The sequence below is a fragment of the Clostridium mucosae genome, from assembly GCF_024622765.1.
Lineage (GTDB): Bacteria > Bacillota > Clostridia > Clostridiales > Clostridiaceae > Clostridium.
Genome location: NZ_JANKAF010000024.1, coordinates 1 through 21,106, shown reverse-complemented (window position 1 = coordinate 21,106; position 21,106 = coordinate 1). Strand labels below are relative to the sequence as shown.

At 29.7% G+C, this 21,106-nt stretch carries 22 protein-coding genes and 1 tRNA gene; 19 read left to right on the top strand and 4 right to left on the bottom strand.

All coding sequences use genetic code 11. The features are described 5' to 3' along the window. Window positions 1-26 precede the first annotated feature (26 nt). Window positions 27-662 (bottom strand): MBL fold metallo-hydrolase, encoded by a 636-nt coding sequence (locus NSA50_RS17705; protein ID WP_195264625.1) that lies wholly within the window; start codon window positions 660-662, stop codon window positions 27-29. A gap of 159 nt (window positions 663-821) precedes the next feature. Here NSA50_RS17705 and NSA50_RS17700 point away from each other — a divergent pair, with 159 nt between their 5' ends. The 5 genes from NSA50_RS17700 (at window position 822) to NSA50_RS17680 (ending at window position 6,668) form a co-directional block, all read left to right on the top strand. Beyond that, the gene (locus tag NSA50_RS17700) at window positions 822-1,277 is read left to right on the top strand and encodes a CtsR family transcriptional regulator (RefSeq protein WP_195264626.1); all 456 of its coding nucleotides are present in this window, start codon (window positions 822-824) and stop codon (window positions 1,275-1,277) included. 67 nt (window positions 1,278-1,344) lie between these two features. Continuing rightward, entirely contained in the window at window positions 1,345-3,783 is a 2,439-nt protein-coding gene (locus NSA50_RS17695; protein ID WP_257447302.1) for an ATP-dependent Clp protease ATP-binding subunit, read from the top strand. Window positions 3,784-3,990: 207 nt separating this feature from the next. Further along, entirely contained in the window at window positions 3,991-4,926 is a 936-nt protein-coding gene (gene trxB / locus NSA50_RS17690) for a thioredoxin-disulfide reductase (protein WP_195264628.1), read from the top strand. 38 nt (window positions 4,927-4,964) lie between these two features. Next, complete coding sequence (locus NSA50_RS17685) at window positions 4,965-5,192, top strand: glutaredoxin domain-containing protein (protein ID WP_195264630.1); 228 nt, start codon at window positions 4,965-4,967, stop codon at window positions 5,190-5,192. A 15-nt stretch (window positions 5,193-5,207) separates the two neighbouring features. Continuing rightward, window positions 5,208-6,668: an NADP-dependent glyceraldehyde-3-phosphate dehydrogenase gene (locus NSA50_RS17680; RefSeq protein WP_195264631.1), complete on the top strand. Its 1,461-nt coding sequence runs from the start codon at window positions 5,208-5,210 to the stop codon at window positions 6,666-6,668. Window positions 6,669-6,764: 96 nt separating this feature from the next. Here NSA50_RS17680 and NSA50_RS17675 read toward each other — a convergent pair whose 3' ends face one another. Together NSA50_RS17675 and NSA50_RS17670 are read right to left on the bottom strand one after the other, a co-directional pair. Then, entirely contained in the window at window positions 6,765-6,992 is a 228-nt protein-coding gene (locus tag NSA50_RS17675; protein WP_195264633.1) for a glutaredoxin family protein, read from the bottom strand. Between the two features lie 150 nt (window positions 6,993-7,142). Then, a complete protein-coding gene (locus NSA50_RS17670) occupies window positions 7,143-7,304 on the bottom strand; it encodes a hypothetical protein (RefSeq protein ID WP_195430724.1) in 162 nt (53 codons plus the stop codon). Window positions 7,305-7,437: 133 nt separating this feature from the next. Here NSA50_RS17670 and NSA50_RS17665 point away from each other — a divergent pair, with 133 nt between their 5' ends. From NSA50_RS17665 to disA, 4 genes are all read left to right on the top strand, one after another. Then, complete coding sequence (locus tag NSA50_RS17665) at window positions 7,438-8,160, top strand: GntR family transcriptional regulator (protein WP_195264637.1); 723 nt, start codon at window positions 7,438-7,440, stop codon at window positions 8,158-8,160. Beyond that, a complete protein-coding gene (gene nagB / locus NSA50_RS17660) occupies window positions 8,157-8,882 on the top strand; it encodes a glucosamine-6-phosphate deaminase (RefSeq protein WP_195430727.1) in 726 nt (241 codons plus the stop codon). The genes NSA50_RS17665 and nagB overlap by 4 nt, the downstream gene beginning before the upstream one ends. Before the next feature lie 501 nt (window positions 8,883-9,383). Then, complete coding sequence (gene radA / locus NSA50_RS17655) at window positions 9,384-10,751, top strand: DNA repair protein RadA (protein WP_195264641.1); 1,368 nt, start codon at window positions 9,384-9,386, stop codon at window positions 10,749-10,751. A 16-nt stretch (window positions 10,752-10,767) separates the two neighbouring features. Continuing rightward, window positions 10,768-11,832, top strand: coding sequence for a DNA integrity scanning diadenylate cyclase DisA (disA, locus tag NSA50_RS17650; protein WP_195264643.1), 1,065 nt, complete (start codon window positions 10,768-10,770; stop codon window positions 11,830-11,832). 69 nt (window positions 11,833-11,901) lie between these two features. Here disA and NSA50_RS17645 read toward each other — a convergent pair whose 3' ends face one another. Further along, a complete protein-coding gene (locus tag NSA50_RS17645; protein ID WP_257447288.1) occupies window positions 11,902-12,303 on the bottom strand; it encodes a nucleoside triphosphate pyrophosphohydrolase family protein in 402 nt (133 codons plus the stop codon). Window positions 12,304-12,553: 250 nt separating this feature from the next. Between NSA50_RS17645 and NSA50_RS17640 the strand changes: the two genes are divergently transcribed. From NSA50_RS17640 to NSA50_RS17595, 10 genes are all read left to right on the top strand, one after another. Next, window positions 12,554-13,645: a PIN/TRAM domain-containing protein gene (locus NSA50_RS17640; protein WP_195430730.1), complete on the top strand. Its 1,092-nt coding sequence runs from the start codon at window positions 12,554-12,556 to the stop codon at window positions 13,643-13,645. 29 nt (window positions 13,646-13,674) lie between these two features. Continuing rightward, window positions 13,675-14,343, top strand: coding sequence for a 2-C-methyl-D-erythritol 4-phosphate cytidylyltransferase (ispD, locus tag NSA50_RS17635; protein ID WP_195264649.1), 669 nt, complete (start codon window positions 13,675-13,677; stop codon window positions 14,341-14,343). Between the two features lie 344 nt (window positions 14,344-14,687). After that, entirely contained in the window at window positions 14,688-16,400 is a 1,713-nt protein-coding gene (locus tag NSA50_RS17630) for a proline--tRNA ligase (protein WP_195264651.1), read from the top strand. Between the two features lie 11 nt (window positions 16,401-16,411). Further along, a complete protein-coding gene (gene cysS / locus NSA50_RS17625) occupies window positions 16,412-17,812 on the top strand; it encodes a cysteine--tRNA ligase (RefSeq protein WP_195264653.1) in 1,401 nt (466 codons plus the stop codon). A gap of 47 nt (window positions 17,813-17,859) precedes the next feature. Next, window positions 17,860-18,276 carry a Mini-ribonuclease 3 gene (locus NSA50_RS17620; RefSeq protein ID WP_008681222.1) on the top strand — a complete coding sequence of 139 codons (417 nt, stop codon included), beginning with the start codon at window positions 17,860-17,862 and terminating at the stop codon, window positions 18,274-18,276. A gap of 40 nt (window positions 18,277-18,316) precedes the next feature. After that, on the top strand, window positions 18,317-19,213 hold the full coding sequence (gene rlmB, locus NSA50_RS17615) for a 23S rRNA (guanosine(2251)-2'-O)-methyltransferase RlmB (RefSeq protein ID WP_257447279.1): 897 nt from the start codon (window positions 18,317-18,319) through the stop codon (window positions 19,211-19,213). Window positions 19,214-19,233: 20 nt separating this feature from the next. Beyond that, window positions 19,234-19,746: an NYN domain-containing protein gene (locus tag NSA50_RS17610; RefSeq protein WP_195264659.1), complete on the top strand. Its 513-nt coding sequence runs from the start codon at window positions 19,234-19,236 to the stop codon at window positions 19,744-19,746. Window positions 19,747-19,812: 66 nt separating this feature from the next. After that, on the top strand, window positions 19,813-20,457 hold the full coding sequence (gene sigH, locus NSA50_RS17605) for an RNA polymerase sporulation sigma factor SigH (protein WP_195264661.1): 645 nt from the start codon (window positions 19,813-19,815) through the stop codon (window positions 20,455-20,457). An 88-nt stretch (window positions 20,458-20,545) separates the two neighbouring features. Beyond that, a tRNA-Thr gene (locus tag NSA50_RS17600) sits at window positions 20,546-20,621 on the top strand. Between the two features lie 136 nt (window positions 20,622-20,757). Beyond that, a partial coding sequence (locus tag NSA50_RS17595) for a GTP-binding protein (protein ID WP_257447272.1) occupies window positions 20,758-21,106 on the top strand: 349 nt, incomplete at its 3' end.

Genomic DNA, 21,106 nt, shown 5'->3' with positions numbered 1-21,106 from the left:
CCGCTAATTATAGCGGTTCTTTATTTTTATGCAGATAATAATATTACAGAACATCTATCTTTAAAAGATAAATCATTAGAATATATAGTATTTGTATTATAGGATAAAATATTTTTTAATGAAGATAAAAATTTATGAGGCCCATCTAAATAAAAGTATTCAGAAGAGGTTTTAAAAAACATTGGAATTATATATCTAGGTTTTAAGAGTAAGGCGAGTTTAGCAGCAGAAAAACCATCCAAACAAAAATGACCGCCTATTGGAATAAATAAAAAATCTAAATTAGTTAGCTTATCTAATAAGTCATCATCAAGCTGATGTCCTAAGGTGCCAAGATGACAAATTCTAAATTTATCTATGTTTAATAAATATATTATGTTTTCGCCGCGTTTATATCCAGAAATGTCATCTTTAAATGTTTTATATCCTTCTAATGTGACAAAATCATTTGAAAATGAACAAGCTGAATTTATTAGTATACAGTCTTTATTAACATATTCATTAATAATTTCATTATTATGAGTATGACTAAATGTAATTATATCAGGATTTAAATCATATTTTTCTATATAGGGATATATTTGCATTGGATCTAAAAGAATCCTTTTACCAGTAGAATTTTTTATTAAAAAACTTGTATTATCAATCCATTTAATTTCCATATTTACTCACCTCTCAATATATAGTTTGGATAAAAAACTTAATATCATTCGCTTTTATTTTAGAAAATAAAATTAGTAAAATGGACATATTAAAATTTATAATATATAATAAAAGTCAAAGAAGGTCAATTTAAAAAATAGGTTTAAGAAGGTGTAAATATGGCAAGAATTTCAGATACAATAGAAAATTTTATTAAAGATATGATAGATGAAGAAAGAGAAAGACAAGTATTAATTCAAAGAAATGAATTAGCAGATAAATTCTCATGTGCACCATCACAAATCAATTACGTTCTAACAACAAGGTTTACTTATGAAAAAGGTTATATAATAGAAAGTAAAAGAGGCGGTGGAGGGTGCATAGTAATAAAAAAAATAACATACGATGATAAGGATGAAAGGCTGTCATTAATAAATACTTCGATAGGAGAAAGTATAACATATGGAAGCGCATTATCTATACTAGATCATTTAAAAGATACTAAAAATATTACAGAAAAGGAATATGAAATAATAAAGATATCTTTAAATGACAGAACTCTAGTATCTGTTGAGGATAAAAATAAATTAAGAGCTGATATGTTAAAAGGAATTATTACAGTTATATTATCGTAAAATATTTTAAGTGGCCAAGGTTTATCTGTGTAGTTGTTAATTTTAGCAATAGGGTATGGAGGTATGTATGATTTTTGGGAAGTTAACAGAGAGGGCACAATTAGTACTAGTAGAGGCTCAAAAAGAGTCACAATATTTTAAGCACGGATATATAGGAACTGAGCATATTCTTTTAGGGTTGCTAAAAGAAGGTGGTTATGCAAAGCAAGTCCTATATATTAATGGAGCTACTATTGATAAAGTGAGAAAGCTTATAGAAGATTATCTTGGTTTTGGAGATATAGATATATCAGTAGGTGAGATGTTACTTAATCCTAGAACAAAGAGATTATTTGATGATAGTCTAGTAAAAGCAAGAATATATGATCATAATTATATAAATCCAGAGCATATTTTGTTAGCTTTATTAGACGATAAAGAAGGGGTAGCTTATACAATACTTTCTACATTAAAGTTAGATTTTAAATTAATAAAAACTGATATAAGTAATTATCTATATGATAAGGAAGTAGAGGAAATAAAGATAGAAGATAAGAATAAGAAAAAAATGGTCAAAACTCCTCTATTAAATCAGTATGGAAGGAATCTAACTATGATGGCTAAGGAAGGAAAATTAGATCCAGTAGTAGGAAGAGAAAATGAGAATAGAAGAATATTAGAGATACTGTGCAGAAGAATAAAAAATAATCCTTGTTTAATTGGAGAGCCTGGAGTAGGTAAAACAGCAGTTATTGAAGGATTGGCCCAAAGAATAGTCAATGGAAATGTACCAGAAATACTAAAAGATAAAGTAATAATTTCATTAGATTTAACTTCTATGTTAGCAGGGGCAAAATATAGAGGAGAATTTGAAGATAGATTAAAAAAAGTAATGGATGAAATAAGAAGTTCTAAAGATATAATAATATTTATAGATGAAATTCATACTATTGTTGGAGCAGGGGGAGCTGAAGGTGCCATAGATGCATCAAATATTTTAAAACCTGCCTTAGCAAGAGGAGAAATAAAATGTATAGGTGCTACAACTATAGATGAATATAGAAAGCATATAGAAAAAGATTCAGCTTTAGAAAGAAGATTTCAGCCAGTTAGAGTTGAAGAGCCATCAAAAGAAGAAACATTAAATATATTAAAAGGCCTTAGGGAAAGATATGAAGCTCATCATATGGTAAAAATAGAAGATGAAGCTTTAGAAGCAGCTGTAGAGTTATCAGATAGATATATTACAGATAGATTCATGCCAGATAAGGCTATTGATTTAATTGACGAAGCATCTTCAAAAGTAAGAATAGAGAATCTAATTTCACCACCAGATATAATAAATTTACAACTTCAATTAGAGAATAACGATAAAGAAAAAGAAGAAGCAATAAAAAATCAAAACTTTGAAAGAGCAGCATACTTAAGAGATAAAGAAAAACAATTAAAGGATAAACTGTATAATTTAAAGATGGATAGGACCGATATTGAATGCAATAATTATATTGTTAACAGGGAACAAGTTGCAAAAGTAGTATCAAGTTGGTCTAAAATTCCTTTAGAGAAATTAACAGAGCAAGAATCAGAAAAATTATTAAAGCTTGAAGATACACTGCATAAAAGAGTTATAGGGCAAAAAGAAGCTGTAAAGGCAGTTGCTAAAGCAGTGAGAAGAGCAAGAGTTGGTTTAAAGGATCCTAATAGACCGATAGGAACATTTATATTCTGTGGACCAACAGGGGTTGGGAAAACAGAATTATCAAATGCATTAGCAGAAGCTATGTTTGGTGATAAGAAAAATTTAATTAGGATAGATATGTCAGAGTATATGGAAAAGCATTCTGTAGCAAGGCTAATAGGAGCCCCTCCAGGATATATTGGTTATGATGAAGGTGGACAGCTAACAGAAGCAGTAAGAAGAAATCCTTATTCAGTTATATTATTAGATGAAATAGAAAAGGCTCATCCAGATGTATTTAATATATTATTGCAAATAATGGAGGATGGAAGACTTACAGATAGTAAGGGGAAAATTATAAACTTTAAAAATACAATAGTTATAATGACATCTAATGTTGGAGCTCATGATATAAAGAAACAAAATACTTTAGGATTTTCAACTTCAAATAGTTTAGTTGATAGCGAGTATGAAAAGATGAAAAAAAATATTATGGAAGAAATTAAGCAGCAATTCAAACCAGAATTTATAAATAGAATTGATGATATAATTGTTTTTCATAAATTAAAAGATAGTGATATATTAAAAATTGTAAATTTAATGTTAAATAATACCATAGATAAGCTTAAAGAAAGAAAAATAACAATTAACTTAAATGAAGATAGTAAACAGTTCCTAGTAAATAAAGGTGTAGATACTAATTATGGTGCAAGACCATTAAGAAGAATAATAACAAAAGAATTAGAAGATAAGTTAAGTGAAGAGATGTTAAAAGGTTGCATTAAAGGTGGAGATAATTTAGAAGTATATTGCAATGGAGAGGAACTTTATTTTAAGCATATATCATAGTATAGAGAGAAGATTTTCCATTTGGAGAAATCTTCTCTTGTTTTTATTTATTAATAATTTATTAGGTAACGAGTAATAATATTAAGAGAAGAAAAGTTAAATAAGGATAATTGATAAAAATTACTATTTAAAAATAGTTGCATTTTAATTTATAGAAGCATATAATTAGATTAAAGAAATACCCCTGGGGGGTAGAAGGAGCGAGTCATGAGTAAAGAAGTTAAACATAAAGAGTTAATTATAATCGGTGGTGGACCAGCAGGTTTAACTGCGGCAATATATGCAACAAGAGCTAAGTTAGACATGCTTTTATTAGAAGACCAAATTCTTGGAGGTCAAGTCAGAAATAGTTATACAATAGAAAATTATCCTGGCTTTAAAAAGGTTTCAGGAACAGAACTTGCTGATTTAATGCAACAGCAAGCTGAGGAGCTTGGAGCTGAAATAGATGAATTCGATATGGTTGAAAAAGTTGATTTTAGTGGAGAAGAAAAAATAATCGAAACTAATAGTTATTTATATAAAACTAAAACTGTAATAATAGCAACAGGTGCAACTCCTAAGAAATTACCTATTCCAAATGAAGGAAAGTTTGCAGGAAAAGGAATTCATTATTGTGCAGTTTGTGATGGTGCAATGTATGAAGGGAAAATAATCGGAGTTGTAGGTGGAGGAAATTCTGCTTTAGAAGAAGCTCTATTCCTAACTAGATTTGCTTCAAAGGTAGTTATGATAAGAAGACATGATTACTTTAATGGTGAAAAAGCTACGATTGAAGAAGTTATGAATCATCCTAAGATAGAAGTTTTATTCAATGAAGATTTAGTTAATGTAGATGGAAATGACTTTGTAGAAAAAGCTATAATAAAAAATTCTAAAGATGGATCTGAGAAAGAGATACCTATGGATGCTGTATTTGGATTTATAGGAACAGTACCAAAAACAGATCATTTCAAGGATTATATAAACTTGACTTCTAATGGTTATATAAAAACTGATGAATGTATGAGAACTAACGTTGAAGGTGTTTATGCAGCTGGAGATGTTAGGGAAAAAGAATATAGACAAATAACAACTGCTGTTGCAGATGGAACTATAGCAGCATTACAAGCAGAAAAATACGTAGTAGAAAGTAAAAAATAATTAATGGAGATTTAAAGAAAGATTAGAGGAGAGATAATATGATAAAAATATATTCAACATCATGGTGCCCATCATGTATAAAAGCAAAGAGATTTTTTGAAATGAAGGGATGGGACTATAAAGAGATAAATGTAGCTGATAAGCATGAAGATAGAGAAGAAGTGTTCAAGGTATCAGGTCAAAGAACTGTACCAGTAATTGATATAGATGGAGAAATAATAGTTGGTTTTGATAAGAATAAGATAGAACTAGCTAAAAATAAGTAATAAGTAGGTGATATAATGTTTAGTTGTATAAGAGGAAAAGAAAGAACTTTTAGAAATTTAATAAATGGTGAATGGGTTAGTAGCTCAAGCGAAAAATTTATAGAGATATATTCACCAGTTGGAAATTGCTTAGTAGGAAAAGTTCCAGCAATGACTACAGAAGAAGTCGATCTTGCTATAAAAAGTGCGAAAGTAGCTCAAAAGGCGTGGAGAGATGTTCCAGTTAGTAAGAGATCAGAAATATTATATAAAGCTGCTGATCTATTGGTAGAAAAAGTTGAAGATCTTTCTGATATAATGATGAGAGAAATAGGTAAAGATAAGAAGAGTGCTGAATCAGAAATATTAAGATCAGCTGATTATATAAAATTTACTGCGGATACAGCAAAGAATTTATCTGGAGAAAGTATACCAGGGGATAGTTTCCCAGGATTTAAGAGAAATAAAATATCATTAGTTACTAGAGAACCGCTAGGAGTAGTGTTAGCGATATCTCCATTTAACTATCCAATAAATTTAGCAGCATCAAAAATAGCACCTGCTTTGGTTGCAGGTAATTCTGTAGTTTTAAAGCCAGCTACGCAAGGTAGCTTATGTGGATTATATTTAGCCAAGGTATTTGAGCAAGCAGGTGTTCCGGCTGGAGTATTAAATACTGTTACAGGAAGAGGTAGTGAAATAGGAGATTATATAGTTACACATCCTGAAATAGACTTTATTAACTTTACAGGAAGTACAGAAGTTGGTACTAGGATATCAAGGATAACAACAATGGTTCCATTACTTATGGAACTTGGAGGTAAAGATGCAGCAATAGTGTTAGAAGATGCAGATTTAGATCTTGCAGCATCTAATATAGTTGCTGGAGCGTATTCTTATTCAGGTCAAAGATGTACAGCTGTTAAAAGAATTTTAGTTGTTAATAAAGTAGCTGATAAGCTAGTTGAAAAAGTTAAGGAAAGAGTTGAAAAATTAAAAATAGGAAATCCGTTAGAAGAAGATGTAGATATAGTTCCACTAATTGACAGTAAATCAGCTGATTTTGTTTGGGAACTTATAGATGATGCAAGAGAAAAAGGTGCTCATTTACTTGTTGGAGGAACTAGAGAAGAAAATATGATTTACCCAACTCTTTTTGATAATGTAACAACAGATATGAGATTAGCTTGGGAAGAGCCATTCGGACCAGTATTACCTATCATAAGAGTTAAAGATAAAGATGAAGCTATAGAAATTGCTAATAGATCAGAATATGGATTACAATCATCTGTATTTACTGAAAATATAAATGAAGCATTCTATGTGGCAGATAGATTAGAGGTTGGGACAGTTCAAGTTAATAATAAAACTGAAAGAGGACCAGATCATTTCCCATTCCTAGGAGTTAAAGCTTCAGGGATTGGTACTCAAGGAATTAGATATTCAATAGAATCTATGTCAAGACCAAAGGCAACAGTAATTAATTTAGTTAGATAATCTAATTAAAATAGAGGAGTGATAAAATCACTCCTCTATTTTATTATATAGTTTTTATTAAAGGGAGATATACTATATCTCCCTTATGTTCAAATATTAAATATTTAAAGCTGAATCTATAGCATTTTTATCAAAACCTACAATAATTGTTCCATTTATATCTAAAACAGGAACTCCCATTTGTTTTGATTTGCTAATCATTTCATCTCTAGCAGTCATATCTTCTTGTACATTTAAATCTTCAAATTCAACATTAACTGATTTTAAATAATTTTTTGCTTTTACGCACCATGGACAAGAATTTGTACTATAAACTTTAACCATTGGATAAACACTCCTTTGCTATTATCAATAGATAATTAATATTGTTTAATATAAATTTTACACCATTTCACCATCAAATACAATAAATATCCTGTATTTTATTAAAATAAAGAATATGGTATTATATCAATGGGAAAATATAAATAAAATTCACTTTATAATATTTTGATTTTCTAGATTTGAGTTAAGAATCATATTATCTAAAGAATTGTCCGTAGAGTTAGACAAGAAATCTTCAGATAAATTTTTCTTATTATCATCTTTTATGATATTTCTAGATTGAATATTAGAAAAGTATGTTTTATTAATCATAAAATCATCTCCTTGATGGTTTATAAGATTATTTTTTGCAAAATTTTAATTTTTATAACAAATTAAATAAATTACACAACTGGTCTAGACATCTATAACGATTTTTAATATAATATTGATAGGAGGCTTAATAATGATAGATAAAAGTAGTCCAATTCCAGTTTATTATCAACTAAAAAATGATTTAATATCAAAAATATCTGAAGGCGTATGGAAGCCGGGTGAATGCATAGCGAGTGAAAGAGAGCTATGTGAAATATATGGTGTTAGTAGAATGACTATTAGACAAGCAATAGGAGAATTAGTGCAAGAAGGTGTTCTTTTAAGAATTAAAGGTAAAGGAACATTTGTGTGTGAACAAACTTTCAAGCAACAAGATATGATGAGCTTTACAGAGATAATAAAGCAAATGGGAAAAAAATTAAAATCTGAAGTTGTTGAGTTTTGTAAAATAGATACTCCAGAGCACCTAGCAGATATATTTTCTTTAGATGAGATATATAAAATTAAAAGAAAGCGTATAGTTGATGATGAATGTGTAGCATTAGAGACAGTCTTTATACCTGTTGATTACTGTGGGTATATTGATGAAGAAATGCTAAATGGCTCATTATTTAAGATATTAGAAGGCTTTGGTTATGTAGTTGATTATTCACAATCTTCAATAGCATCAGTAATAATGGATGATGAATTAAAAGGAATGTTTAGTGTGGATAAGCAAGTACCTATGTTAAAGATTATAAGTAAGACTTATGATCATAATAATAAAATGATTTTCTTAGAAGAAGCAATATATAGATCAGATAAATTTATTTTGCAAGTTAATATATCTAGACGAGAGGGGAAAATACGATGAAACTTATAATAACTAAGAATTATGAAGAGTTAAGCAAGGAAGCGGCTCATGAAATGGCTAAAGTAGTAAAATCTAAACCTAACGCTATATTAGGCTTAGCAACTGGTGGTTCTCCAATAGGAATGTATAAAGAATTAATCAGAATGAATAAAGAAGGGGAAATAGATTTCTCACAAGTTACGACTGTTAATTTAGATGAATATATAGGATTAAGTGGAGATCATCCTCAAAGTTATAGATACTTTATGAATGAAAATTTATTTAATCATATTAATATTGACAAGAACAATACTTATGTTCCAAATGGGTTAGCTGAAAATATAGAAGAAGAATGCATAAGATATGATTCTAAAATAGCTGAGTTAGGTGGTACAGATCTCCAATTATTAGGCATTGGCAACAATGGACATATAGCATTTAATGAACCAGATGAAGAACTAGTATCAGGAACTCATTTAACAGGATTAACAGAAGATACTATAAAAGCAAATGCTAGATTTTTTAACTCAATAGATGAGGTTCCTACACAAGCTTTAACTATGGGACTTGGTGGAATAATGAAATCAAAGAAGATAATAGTTATAGCAAGCGGTGAAGGAAAAGCAGAAGCTGTAAAAGCTATGGTAAGTGGAAAGATAAGTACAAATATGCCAGCATCAATGCTACAAATGCACAGAGATGTTGTTGTTATAGTTGATGAAGCTGCAGCAAAATTATTGTAATATGTATCTTTATATATAAGAATATATAAGAATTTTTAAGAATTGTAATACTAGAAGTAGATTACAATTCTTTTTTTTATAATCATTGATTGGTTTTATAATATTGTTATGATATATTAAATATAGTAATTTTAATAATTATGCAGGTATAAGTTGTATAGGCTAAAATATATTAATTATGGGCAATGCTTAACTAGAGTCAATATATAAGTTACAATAAATATCTAAAAATTTGATGAATATAAAAGTAATTTATAGTATACAAATTAAGTTACTGTTTTAGTAGCTTATATAAAATATGAAAAGAGTTATTGATTCATATTGCTCTAATTTAAGTATATTAATTAAATAGTATTATTAATTTTAACTGTGTAGATTATTGAATTAAAATATATACTTAAATTAAAAATATATAATATATAAATGTTATAGTAGACTTAATACTATACTGGCATTTATGTATTTAATATAGAAAATTAATAAGATTGGTAGGTAAATTTTATGGCTAAGATTAAATCCATGTTTGTTTGTCAAGAATGTGGATATGAGTCTCCTAAGTGGTTAGGAAAATGTCCGGATTGTAATAAATGGAATACATTAGTAGAAGAAGTAAGAGAAACTCAAAAGGAAATAAAAAGTAAAATAAACACTGTTAGAGTTTTAGATAATATGCCTAAAAGTATAGGACAAATTAAATCAGGGGAAAAACAAAGATATGATACTGGTTTAAAAGAGCTAAATAGAGTTCTAGGAGGAGGATTAGTAAGAGGATCATTAACATTGATATCTGGAGATCCTGGGATAGGTAAGTCGACTTTATTACTACAAACAGCAAATTCAATTTCAAAATCATATGGAAAAGTATTATATGTTTCTGGAGAAGAGTCAGAGGAGCAAATTAAGATTAGAGGGGATAGGTTGGGCGTGAATGCTGAACAGCTATACATTTTATCTGAAACTAATCTTGATTTAATAGAGGCATACATAAATGAATTGAATCCTGTTTTCGTAATAATTGATTCTATACAAACTGTTTATAAAGAGTCAGTAACTTCTGCTCCAGGAAGTGTATCACAAGTAAAAGAATGTTCTAATGCAATAATGAGAATAGGAAAAAATCAAAATATACCATTGTTTATAGTGGCGCATGTTACTAAGCAAGGGGAACTTGCAGGGCCAAGAGTTCTTGAACATATGGTTGATACAGTGTTATATTTTGAAGGTGAGCGTACTGAAGAATTTAGGGTTTTAAGAACTATGAAAAATCGTTTTGGAACAACTAGTGAAATTGGAGTATTTGAAATGGCTGAAGAAGGATTAAAGGAAATATATGATCCTTCGAGAATATTCTTAGAGGATACTAACTTTAATCAAGAAGGCTCTGCTGTTATAGGAATAATGGAAGGAACTAGACCTATACTTGTTGAAATGCAAGCATTAGTAAGTGAAAGTAATACTCATATGGCTAGTAGGACAGCAGTTGGAATAGATAATCAAAGGTTAAGGCTTATACTTGCTGTGTTAGAAAAAAAGTTGAAAGTTCCATTTTACAAATATGATGTATATGTAAATGTAGTTGGAGGTCTTACTTTAGATGGTACTACTGGGGATCTTGGTCTAGCATTAGCGTTGTTATCAAGTGTAAAAAACACAGGCTTTAAGTTAGAAAGAATGGTCATTGTTGGTGAAGTTGGGCTTACTGGAGAAATAAGGCCAATTTCGTCCTGCGATAGGTTAATTAAAGAAGCTGAAAAAATGGGTTTTAAAAATGCTATAATTCCAGAAAGAAACAAAGATAAAGTTAGTAGTAATACTACAAATATAATAGGAGTAAGTAATTTAAGAGAGGCTATTAGTAAGATATTCTAGTGGATTAGGTGAGTGTATGAGGATAAAAGATGATGAAGAAATAAAAAATATATTAAAGCTTATGAGTCCAGGAACTGCTTTGAGAGAAGGATTAGATAATATATTAAGAGCTAAAACAGGGGGATTAGTTGTTATTGGTGATGGTGATGAGGTGATGGATCTTGTTGATGGGGGATTCAATATTAATTCAGAATATTCACCAGCATATGTTTATGAATTAGCTAAGATGGATGGTGCTATTGTATTAAGTGGAGATTTAAAAAGAATCATTTGTGCTAATACACAACTTGTACCAGATCATACACTTACAACATATGAAACTGGAACCAGGCATAGAACTGCAAATAGAGTAGCAAAGCAAACTGGCAATATAGTTGTAGCAATTTCTCAAAGAAGAAATATAATAACTATCTATAAAGGAGATTTGAAGTATGTACTTCAAGAAAGTAGTATAATACTTGCGAGGGCAAACCAAGCAATACAAACACTAGAGAAATATGTTAATGTTCTAGAGAGAGTGATAAATAATTTAAATTTATTGGAGTTTCAGGATTTGACTACTATTTTTGATGTTGTAACTGCAATACAGAGAACTGAGATGGTTATGAGAGTTGTGGAAGAAATACAAAGATATATAGTTGAACTTGGAAATGAAGGAAGACTTATTTCAATGCAACTTAGTGAACTTATAAGATTCATAGAAAGAGATGGGATTTTATTAATAAGGGACTATTGTAGGATGGATATGGATTATAACGAAATATATAATGAAATTCAAATGCTTAGCTCAGATGAATTAGTTGATTTAGATCTGATTGCCAAGGTTTTAGGATATTCAGGAGCATCATTAGTAGATTCCTTAATTTCACCAAAGGGCTTTAGAATTTTATTTAAGGTTCCAAGAATTCCTGTATCAGTAATTGAAAATTTAGTAAAACATTTTAAAGAGCTTAAGTATGTTATTGAAGCTGATACTGATGAGTTAGATAAAGTTGAAGGAATAGGTGAAGCAAGATCAAAAGCTATTAAAAATGGGCTAAGAAGAATAAAGGAACAAATATATTTAAAAAATGAAATTTAGTAAAATTATGTATAAAAGTAAAACAAATAGATAATAATACAAAAGCAGGCTTTCTGACCTGCTTTGAGTTTATCTAAGTGTAAATTTACCTAGAATATTCATTTTATTTTCTTCTTTTAATAATATGTCATATAAGTTTAAATCTAAGCAATTACATAAAGAAGTAAGATAAAATAAATTGTTTCCGATTTCATTTTCAATAATATCGCGACAATTATCACAAAGTTTTCCTTCAAGATGATTATTTAACGAATAATTAAAATTATTAATATCATCATTATTGGAAGATATGTTTTCTTGTTTTTTAGCTGATATTTTAATACAACCACAATTAGTCACAGACTTAGCTAGTGCTCTATTGACTCTAGCACTAGATTCACTATATTTAGTTACTATATCTAGAATGCTCTTATGACGTAGTAATGATTCATTGACATCATTTTGAAAATTATCAAAAATTATATCTTTCATATGCCTCAACTCCTTAAAAAAATTATGGCTGTTTTTAAAATATAATTATTTTTAGTAAAGTTAATTATTTGCCTAACTTCAATATAATGATATCTAATATGCTTGTATTTTTATAGGGGGTATTTTAAATTAATAAGATTTTAAGAATTCTTCATTTTAGATAATACCTTTATATGGTATAATGATATAAACTTCTAAGGAAGTATATAGATGCATAAAATTTAAAACAATAATACAGGGAGGTGACATTATGTTAAAAAAGATTATAAGAGTTATATTTACTATAATAGGATTTATTAGTGGATATATCATTAGTGGAATGCTACTAAATATATCTATTTTAAAAGAAATGTCTTTTTTATCTAAACCAATTGCAATCATATCATTACGTATTATTTTAACTTTATTATTTGGACTTATATTATATTTTGTTTCACCACGTATTTATGACTCTATTGTTAAAGTTATTGAATATATTGAAAAAAATATCCAAAGACTTACGGCGGCGGAACTTCTTTATGGTGGATTAGGTGCATTAATATCGTTAATACTAACGTCTCTTATAGGACTACCATTAAACCGTATAGATTTATATGGCTTAGGTCCAATATTATTTGTGCTTTTAAACTTAATATTTGCAATAATATTTGCTAGTATATTTGTTGAAAAGAGGGATGACATATCAAATATTCTTGTAAACCTAAGGAAAAATAATGTTAAAGAAAAGAAATCAAAAGTAAATGCAAAAAATAATCCAAAGGTGCTAGATACATCTGTAATAATAGATGGTAGAATTTTTGATATATGTCAAACAGGATTTGTTGAAGGTCCATTAGTTATACCAAGCTTTGTTTTAGATGAACTTAGGCATATCTCAGACTCAGCGGATTCTCTTAAGCGAAATAGGGGAAGAAGAGGGCTTGATATATTAAATAAAATTCAAAAAGAACTTGAAATTGAAACTCAGATTTGGGAAGGTGATTTTCCAGAAATACAAGAGGTTGATAGTAAGTTATTAAAGCTTGCACAAACTCTTAAAGGAAAAGTTGTGACAAATGACTTTAATCTAAATAAGGTTGCTGAATTCCAAGGCGTACCTGTTCTAAATATAAATGAATTAGCAAATGCAATAAAACCTGTTGTTCTTCCTGGTGAAGAAATGAAGGTTATTGTTGTTAAGGATGGTAAAGAAGCTACTCAAGGAATTGGGTACTTAGATGATGGAACTATGATAGTTGTAGAAGGTGGAAGAAGATTCATGGGAGAACAAATCGTAGTTATAGTAACATCTGTACTACAAACAGCAGCTGGAAGAATGATATTTGGAAAACCAAAAGAATAGAAGCGAAAGAATAGTAAGTAGGTGTTTATATGGTAAGTGCTATAATTTTAGCAGGTGGAAAAGGTAAAAGAATGGGTGCTAAAATTAGTAAGCAGTTTATAGAACTTAATGGCAAACCAATTTTGTATTATACCTTAAAGAAGTTTTCTGATTGCGAGGAAATAGATAAAATAATCTTAGTTTTACCTAAAGACGAAATAGAATATTGTAATAAAGAAATATTAGAAAAGTACTCTTTAAAAGTTGATATGATAGTTGAAGGTGGAAAAGAAAGACAGGATTCAGTTTATAATGCATTACAAAAAATAAATGATTCTGAGATTGTGCTTATCCATGATGGAGCAAGAGCGTTTGTATCTGAAAGAGTTATAAAAGATGGTATAAAGTATGCAAAGCTTTATGGAGCAGCGGCACCTGGGGTAATGCCAAAAGATACTATAAAAGTTGTTGATGAAAATGGGTTTTCTGATTCAACTCCAGATAGAAGTAAATTACTTGCAATTCAAACTCCACAAACTTTTAAGCTAGAAGTAATAAAAGAGTGTCATAATAGAGTTAAAGAAAATAATATTAATGTTACAGATGATACAATGGTGGTAGAAATGTATAACCATAAAGTGTATTTATATAAAGGTGAATATACTAATATAAAGGTGACTACCCCTGAGGATTTAATACTTGCAGAAAAGCTAATATAATACATAGTTTATTATATTGACATAAGTTTTAGTAGAATATATAATTAATTAAGCTAAAAATTAATAGTCTTAAAACAGTGAAGAAGAATAGTAAAATCCGCCTTTCAGAGAGAAAATTCATGGGCTGTAAAATTTTCAATAGGATTTGAACCAGCTTTGGAGTTATAGGTAAAAACTATCGGTTTAATACCGTTATCATTTTCGAGAACAAATTTAGGTGGTACCGCGATATAAGTTCGCCCTAAGCAATTAGGGTGGGCTTTTTTTATTATTTATAAAGATACACTAATAACAAGAATTAAAAAATACATATAAAATAATAACATTAACAGGAGGAAGCAGAAATGAAAATGTCTAATATGTTAATATCAACATTAAGAGAGGTTCCAGCAGAAGCTGAGATAGATAGCCATAAATTAATGCTAAGAGCTGGAATGATAAGAAAAATGGCATCAGGTATATATAATTATATGCCTTTAGGATTAAAGGTTTTAAAAAATGTAGAGAATATAGTAAGAGAAGAAATGAATAATGCAGGTGCACAAGAATTCCTAGCTTCAGCGGTTTTACCTGCAGAACTTTGGCAAGAGTCTGGAAGATGGGATGTTTATGGGGAAGAAATGTTTAGGCTTAAAGATAGAAATAATAGGGATTTTTGCCTTGGACCAACTCATGAAGAAGTATTCACTGACATTGCAAGAAATGAAATTAAATCATATAAGCAATTACCAATAAATCTTTATCAAATACAAACTAAATATAGAGACGAAAGAAGACCAAGATTTGGTGTTATGAGATCTAGGGAATTTGTAATGAAAGATGCATATAGCTTTGATAAGGATCAAGAAGGATTAGATGTTTCTTATAATAAAATGAGAGAAGCATATATTAAAATATTTAACAGATGTGGAATAGATGCTAAGCCAGTTGAAGCAGATTCAGGAGCAATTGGAGGATCAAATTCAGCAGAATTTATGGTGAAGTCAGAAGTAGGAGAAGATGATGTTGTATTCTGTACTGCTTGTGATTATGCAGCTAATATAGAAAAAGCTCCATCAACTGCAGAGAAAGCAGAAGTAGAAGAATTAAAAGAGTTAGTTAAAACTGAAACGCCAAATGTTAAGACAATAGAAGAACTAGTTAAATTTTTCAATACAACTGAAAAGAAGTTCGCTAAAACATTAATATTTAATGCTGATGGGAAAATAGTAGCAGTAATGGTTAGAGGCGATAGAGAAGTAAATGAAGTTAAGGTTTCAAATGCCTTAGGTGGAGTTACAAATTTAAATATGGCTACTCCAGAAGAAGTATTTAAAGCAACTAATGCACAAGTTGGATTTGCTGGTCCTATAAATATAAATGTAGATGCATTATTAGTTGATGAAGAAATTATAAACATGTACAATTTTATTGTGGGAGCTAATGAAACAGGATATCACATTGAAAATGTAAATTACGGAAGAGACTTTGATGGTATAGTTGGAGACTATAGAAATATAACTGAAGGCGAAAAGTGTCCAGTTTGTGGTGGTAAAGTAACTATCTCAAGAGGAACAGAAGTAGGTCATATATTTAAATTAGGAACAAAGTATTCAGAGGCTATGAATGCTAACTTTATTGATGAAAATGGTAAGGAAAAGCCATTTATAATGGGTTGTTATGGTATTGGAGTAACAAGAACAATGGCATCAATAATAGAACAACATAATGATGAAAATGGAATAGTTTGGCCTTTATCTGTAGCGCCATATCACGTTAATATCATTCCTGTTAATATTAAGGATGAAGAACAAATGAAAATTGCTAACGAGATATATGAAGAATTGAAAGCTATTGGGGTTGATGTAATACTAGATGATAGAAATGAGAGAGCAGGAGTTAAGTTTAAAGATTCAGACCTTATGGGAATACCAATGAGAATAACAGTTGGAAAGAAGATTGTTGATGGTGAAGTAGAATTTAAACTTAGAACATCAGAAATGGAAAATATAAAAATAGAAGAAGCTGTAAATAGAGTTAGGGAAGAGTTTGAGAAAAATAAATTATCTGTAAGATAGGAGGTAATTCGATGAAAGTTTATAATAGTTTAACGAGAAAGAAGGAAGAATTTATACCATTAACACCTGGAGAAGTCAAGATGTATGTATGCGGACCAACTGTATATAATTACTTTCATATAGGAAATGGTAGAACTTTTATAATATTTGATACAATAAGAAGATATTTAGAATACAGAGGATATAATGTTAAATATGTTCAAAATTTTACAGATATAGATGATAAAATGATAAATAAAGCAAATGAAGAAGGCACTACAGTTTCAAATATAGGAGATAGATATATCGACGAATATTATAAAGATGCTGATGGTTTAAATATAAAGAGGGCCTCTATAAATCCAAGAGCTACTGAATATATTCAAGATATAATAGAATTTGTTAGTGGTTTAATTGAAAAAGATTATGCATATGAAGTTGATGGGGACGTTTATTTTAGAACAAAGAAGTTTGAAGGCTATGGAAAGTTAATAGGTCAAAATTTAGAAGACCTACAAGCTGGAGCTAGAATAAATGTAGATGAAAGAAAAGAAGATCCAATGGATTTTGCAGTATGGAAGGCTCAAAAGCCGGGTGAACCAGCTTGGGAAAGTCCATGGGGAATGGGAAGACCAGGATGGCATATAGAGTGTTCATGTATGGCAAAGAAGATTTTAGGTGATACAATTGACATACATGCCGGTGGGATGGATTTAGCATTTCCACATCATGAAAATGAAATTGCACAAAGTGAAGCTTTAACAGGAAAGCCATTTGCAAGATACTGGTTACATGGAGCCTTTTTAAATATTAATAATCAAAAAATGTCTAAATCATTAAATAACTTTTTAACTGCAAGAGATATATTAAAACAATACGATGCTGATATAGTGAGATTTTTAATGTTATCAGGACATTATAGAGTACAATTAAACTTCAGTGATGATTTATTAGAATCTGCAAAAGCATCAGTAGAAAGATTATATAATGCTATTTCTAATTTAGAAAACTTAATTAGTGAAGTTAAGAAAGAAACTATGGATGAAAATGAAAAGGCTTATTTAGAATCTCTAGATAAATATAGACAAAAATATATAGAAAAGATGGATGATGATTTTAACACAGCAGATGCAATTACGGCAATATTTGATCTTATAAAAGATATAAACACTAATGTATCAATAGATTCATCTAAAGAACTTTGTGAATCAGCATTAAGTTTAATAAGGGAATTAGGAAATCCATTAGGTATTCTTCAAAAGTCTACTAAAGGAAGTTTAGAGGAAGAAATAGAAAAATTAATAGCGGAAAGACAGCAGGCAAGGAAAGATAGAAATTTTGCTTTAGCTGATAAAATAAGAGATGATTTAAAAGCTAGAAATATAGTTTTAGAAGATACCCCTCAAGGAGTTAGATGGAAAAAAGTAAATTAGTCTAGAAGGCTGCAGTTGTGCAGCCTTTATTTAAAGGAGAGAAAAGTATGTTAGAGGATTTAAGAGTGAGAGAGTTTAGTAAAGAAGAAGCTAGGAGATTAAATCCTTTGCAGTTAGCTTTAATAGGAGATGGAGTATATGAGATATATATAAGAAATTTTATACTATCTAATAATACTGAATTATCTGCACATAAAATGCATGTGAAAGCAATTGGATACGTTAAAGCTAAAAGTCAGTCTGCAATAATGCATAATATAGAAGATACTTTAACAGAAGATGAATTGTATATTTATAAAAGAGGAAGAAATACAAAATCTGCAACTGTTCCTAAAAATGCAGATGTTATAGATTATAGAAATGCAACAGGCTTTGAAGCTCTATTAGGATATTTATATTTAATAGGAAATAAAGAAAGACTATATAATATATTAGAAAAATCTACAGAAATACAGTTAACATAACTAAGGAAAAGTATATAATAGAAATAAGGAGTGATCTTATATGACTAAGGGAAATAGAGAAGCTAGAATGAAAGCTAGAATGGAAAGACAAATGATCGAGGGCACACCTATTAGAGGTAAAAGACAATTTGTTAAAGAAAATAAGGAAGTGAATAATTACACTAGAGAAAATCCTTCTATTGTAAGTGAAGTGGAAACTAGAGAAGATTTAATTATAGGCAGAAATGCTGTAATGGAAGTACTAAAAAGTGATAGAACTATAGAGTGTATATATATAGCAAATGGTAATATGGAGGGCTCTATAAAAGTAATAATAAATATTGCAAGAGAAAAGGGATTAGTATTAAAGGAAGTAGATAGGAAAAAACTAGATGCTATGAGTAATGGTACAAATCATCAAGGAGTTATAGCTTTGGTTACACCATTTAAGTATTGCCAAATTGCAGATATGCTAAGGGATGCAAAGGAAAAAGGCGAAGATCCATTTATAGTTATACTAGATGAAATAGAGGATCCACATAATTTAGGGTCTATAATAAGAACAGCAGAATTATGCGGAGTTCACGGAATAATAATACCGAAAAGAAGAAATGTTGGAATAACATCTACTGTATATAAATGTTCTGTAGGAGCTATAGAACATATGAAGATAGCAAAGGTGACAAATATTAATGCAGCTATAGATGAACTTAAAGAATCAGGACTATGGGTATATGGTGCAGATATAGCAGGAGAAGAATATAGCTATCAAGTTGACTTTAATGGCCCATGTGTCATGGTTATAGGTAGCGAAGGAAGAGGTATATCTAAACTTACTTTAAAGAAATGTGATAAGCTAGTGAAAATTCCGATGATAGGAAAAATTAACTCTTTAAATGCTTCAGTTGCTGGTGGTATAATGATGTATGAAATATTAAAGGGAAGACTATTAAAATAGCATAGTTAAAGAGGTAACATGTGAAAATAATATTTGTTGATGGATATAATGTTATAAATAGTTGGCCTAATCTAAAAAAGCAAAAGGACTATAGCTTTGATGGGGCAAGACAGAGCTTGATAGATAGTTTACATAATTATTCAGTTTATGAAGATTGTAAGATAATAATAGTGTTCGATGCACATAAAGTAAATAGAAGCATTGAAAAGAAAGAAGATATAAACAGTAATATAAGTACAGTATTCACAAAGGATGGTGAAACAGCAGATTCTTACATAGAAAGAGAAGTTCATAATTTAGGTAGAAGATTTGAAGTTTATGTTGTTACATCAGATTGGCTTGAACAACAGACTATTTTTCAAAGAGGTGCAGTAAGAATATCTGCTCTTGAATTTTATAACGAAGTTATAGAAACTCAAGGAAGAATAAAAAATAAAACGTTGAAAAATATGTATTCATCTAAAAATCATTTGGGAGATAACATAGATGAAGATATCTTTAAAAAATTAGAGGCTATAAGGCGTAGCAAATAAATGTTTACTAGTATATATACTTTATATATACTTATTATAATGTATGGCTTAAAGGGGTGATATATAGTGGAGAGTACCAAAAGAGAGGTAAGCTTGTTTGTAGAATTTCAAAATAAGTTAGATGAAGAAGTAGTTGAAGAAGCAAAAAAAGGAAATAGTAGAGCTCAAGATTATTTAATATCAAAATATGAGAATTTTGTAAAGGCTAAAGCTAAGTCGTATTTTCTCATTGGAGCAGACAAAGAAGATATTTACCAAGAAGGTATGATAGGATTATATAAAGCTATAAGGGATTTTAAATCTGATAGACTAACAAGTTTTAAGGCTTTTGCGGAATTATGTATTACTAGACAAATAATAACCGCTATTAAAACAGCTACAAGACAAAAGCATATACCATTAAACACATATATATCTTTAAATAAGCCTATTTATGAGGAAGAATCAGATAGAACTTTAATTGATGTTTTATCAGGATTAAAAATAACTGACCCAGAGGAACTTATAATAGGAAAAGAACAGTTAGAACATATAGAAGGTGAAATGGCGAAAGTTTTATCTGATTTAGAAATGGAAGTACTTCAGTCCTATTTGGATGGAAAGTCTTATCAGGAAATAGCCTGTGATTTAGATAGGCAAGCTAAGTCTATAGACAATGCATTACAAAGAGTTAAACGAAAGCTTGAAAAATGTCTATATACCGAAAAATAAGTCACTAAATTCTTATTGACAAATTTTTTGAACAATAGTAAACTTTATAATTGGTATATTAAACTATAAACCATATTATGATGGCAATGCTCACGTAGCTCAGTAGGCAGAGCGTCGCCTTGGTAAGGCGGAGGTCGTCGGTTCAATCCCGATCGTGAGCTCCAATATAGTTGAACGCTCACTAGTAGCGATTATTGTAATGATAAATTGCTTTAGTCTTTGTAGTGAGCTCAATATATTACCCAAAAGCTAGAAAACGCTAGGCAAAGTTTATTACAAAGATTAAAGGAGGATTTTACAATGGCAAAGCAAAAATTCGAAAGAAGTAAACCACACGTAAACATTGGAACAATCGGTCACGTTGACCACGGTAAGACAACTTTAACAGCTGCAATCACAACAGTATTAGCAAACAGAGGATTAGCAGAATCATTCAAATATGATGAAATTGATAAGGCTCCAGAAGAAAAAGAAAGAGGAATCACTATCAATACAGCACACGTTGAGTACCAAACAGAAAATAGACACTATGCTCACGTTGACTGTCCAGGACATGCTGACTATGTTAAGAACATGATCACAGGAGCTGCTCAAATGGACGGAGCTATCTTAGTTTGTTCAGCAGCAGACGGTCCAATGCCTCAAACAA

What these genes read in the sequence shown, in the direction of transcription:
- NSA50_RS17705 (WP_195264625.1), bottom strand. Translation starts at nt 662, where the DNA reads ATGGAAATTAAATGGATTGATAATACAAGTTTTTTAATAAAAAATTCT.
- NSA50_RS17700 (WP_195264626.1), top strand. Translation starts at nt 822, where the DNA reads ATGGCAAGAATTTCAGATACAATAGAAAATTTTATTAAAGATATGATA.
- NSA50_RS17695 (WP_257447302.1), top strand. Translation starts at nt 1,345, where the DNA reads ATGATTTTTGGGAAGTTAACAGAGAGGGCACAATTAGTACTAGTAGAG.
- trxB (WP_195264628.1), top strand. Translation starts at nt 3,991, where the DNA reads ATGAGTAAAGAAGTTAAACATAAAGAGTTAATTATAATCGGTGGTGGA.
- NSA50_RS17685 (WP_195264630.1), top strand. Translation starts at nt 4,965, where the DNA reads ATGATAAAAATATATTCAACATCATGGTGCCCATCATGTATAAAAGCA.
- NSA50_RS17680 (WP_195264631.1), top strand. Translation starts at nt 5,208, where the DNA reads ATGTTTAGTTGTATAAGAGGAAAAGAAAGAACTTTTAGAAATTTAATA.
- NSA50_RS17675 (WP_195264633.1), bottom strand. Translation starts at nt 6,992, where the DNA reads ATGGTTAAAGTTTATAGTACAAATTCTTGTCCATGGTGCGTAAAAGCA.
- NSA50_RS17670 (WP_195430724.1), bottom strand. Translation starts at nt 7,304, where the DNA reads ATGATTAATAAAACATACTTTTCTAATATTCAATCTAGAAATATCATA.
- NSA50_RS17665 (WP_195264637.1), top strand. Translation starts at nt 7,438, where the DNA reads ATGATAGATAAAAGTAGTCCAATTCCAGTTTATTATCAACTAAAAAAT.
- nagB (WP_195430727.1), top strand. Translation starts at nt 8,157, where the DNA reads ATGAAACTTATAATAACTAAGAATTATGAAGAGTTAAGCAAGGAAGCG.
- radA (WP_195264641.1), top strand. Translation starts at nt 9,384, where the DNA reads ATGGCTAAGATTAAATCCATGTTTGTTTGTCAAGAATGTGGATATGAG.
- disA (WP_195264643.1), top strand. Translation starts at nt 10,768, where the DNA reads ATGAGGATAAAAGATGATGAAGAAATAAAAAATATATTAAAGCTTATG.
- NSA50_RS17645 (WP_257447288.1), bottom strand. Translation starts at nt 12,303, where the DNA reads ATGAAAGATATAATTTTTGATAATTTTCAAAATGATGTCAATGAATCA.
- NSA50_RS17640 (WP_195430730.1), top strand. Translation starts at nt 12,554, where the DNA reads ATGTTAAAAAAGATTATAAGAGTTATATTTACTATAATAGGATTTATT.
- ispD (WP_195264649.1), top strand. Translation starts at nt 13,675, where the DNA reads ATGGTAAGTGCTATAATTTTAGCAGGTGGAAAAGGTAAAAGAATGGGT.
- NSA50_RS17630 (WP_195264651.1), top strand. Translation starts at nt 14,688, where the DNA reads ATGAAAATGTCTAATATGTTAATATCAACATTAAGAGAGGTTCCAGCA.
- cysS (WP_195264653.1), top strand. Translation starts at nt 16,412, where the DNA reads ATGAAAGTTTATAATAGTTTAACGAGAAAGAAGGAAGAATTTATACCA.
- NSA50_RS17620 (WP_008681222.1), top strand. Translation starts at nt 17,860, where the DNA reads ATGTTAGAGGATTTAAGAGTGAGAGAGTTTAGTAAAGAAGAAGCTAGG.
- rlmB (WP_257447279.1), top strand. Translation starts at nt 18,317, where the DNA reads ATGACTAAGGGAAATAGAGAAGCTAGAATGAAAGCTAGAATGGAAAGA.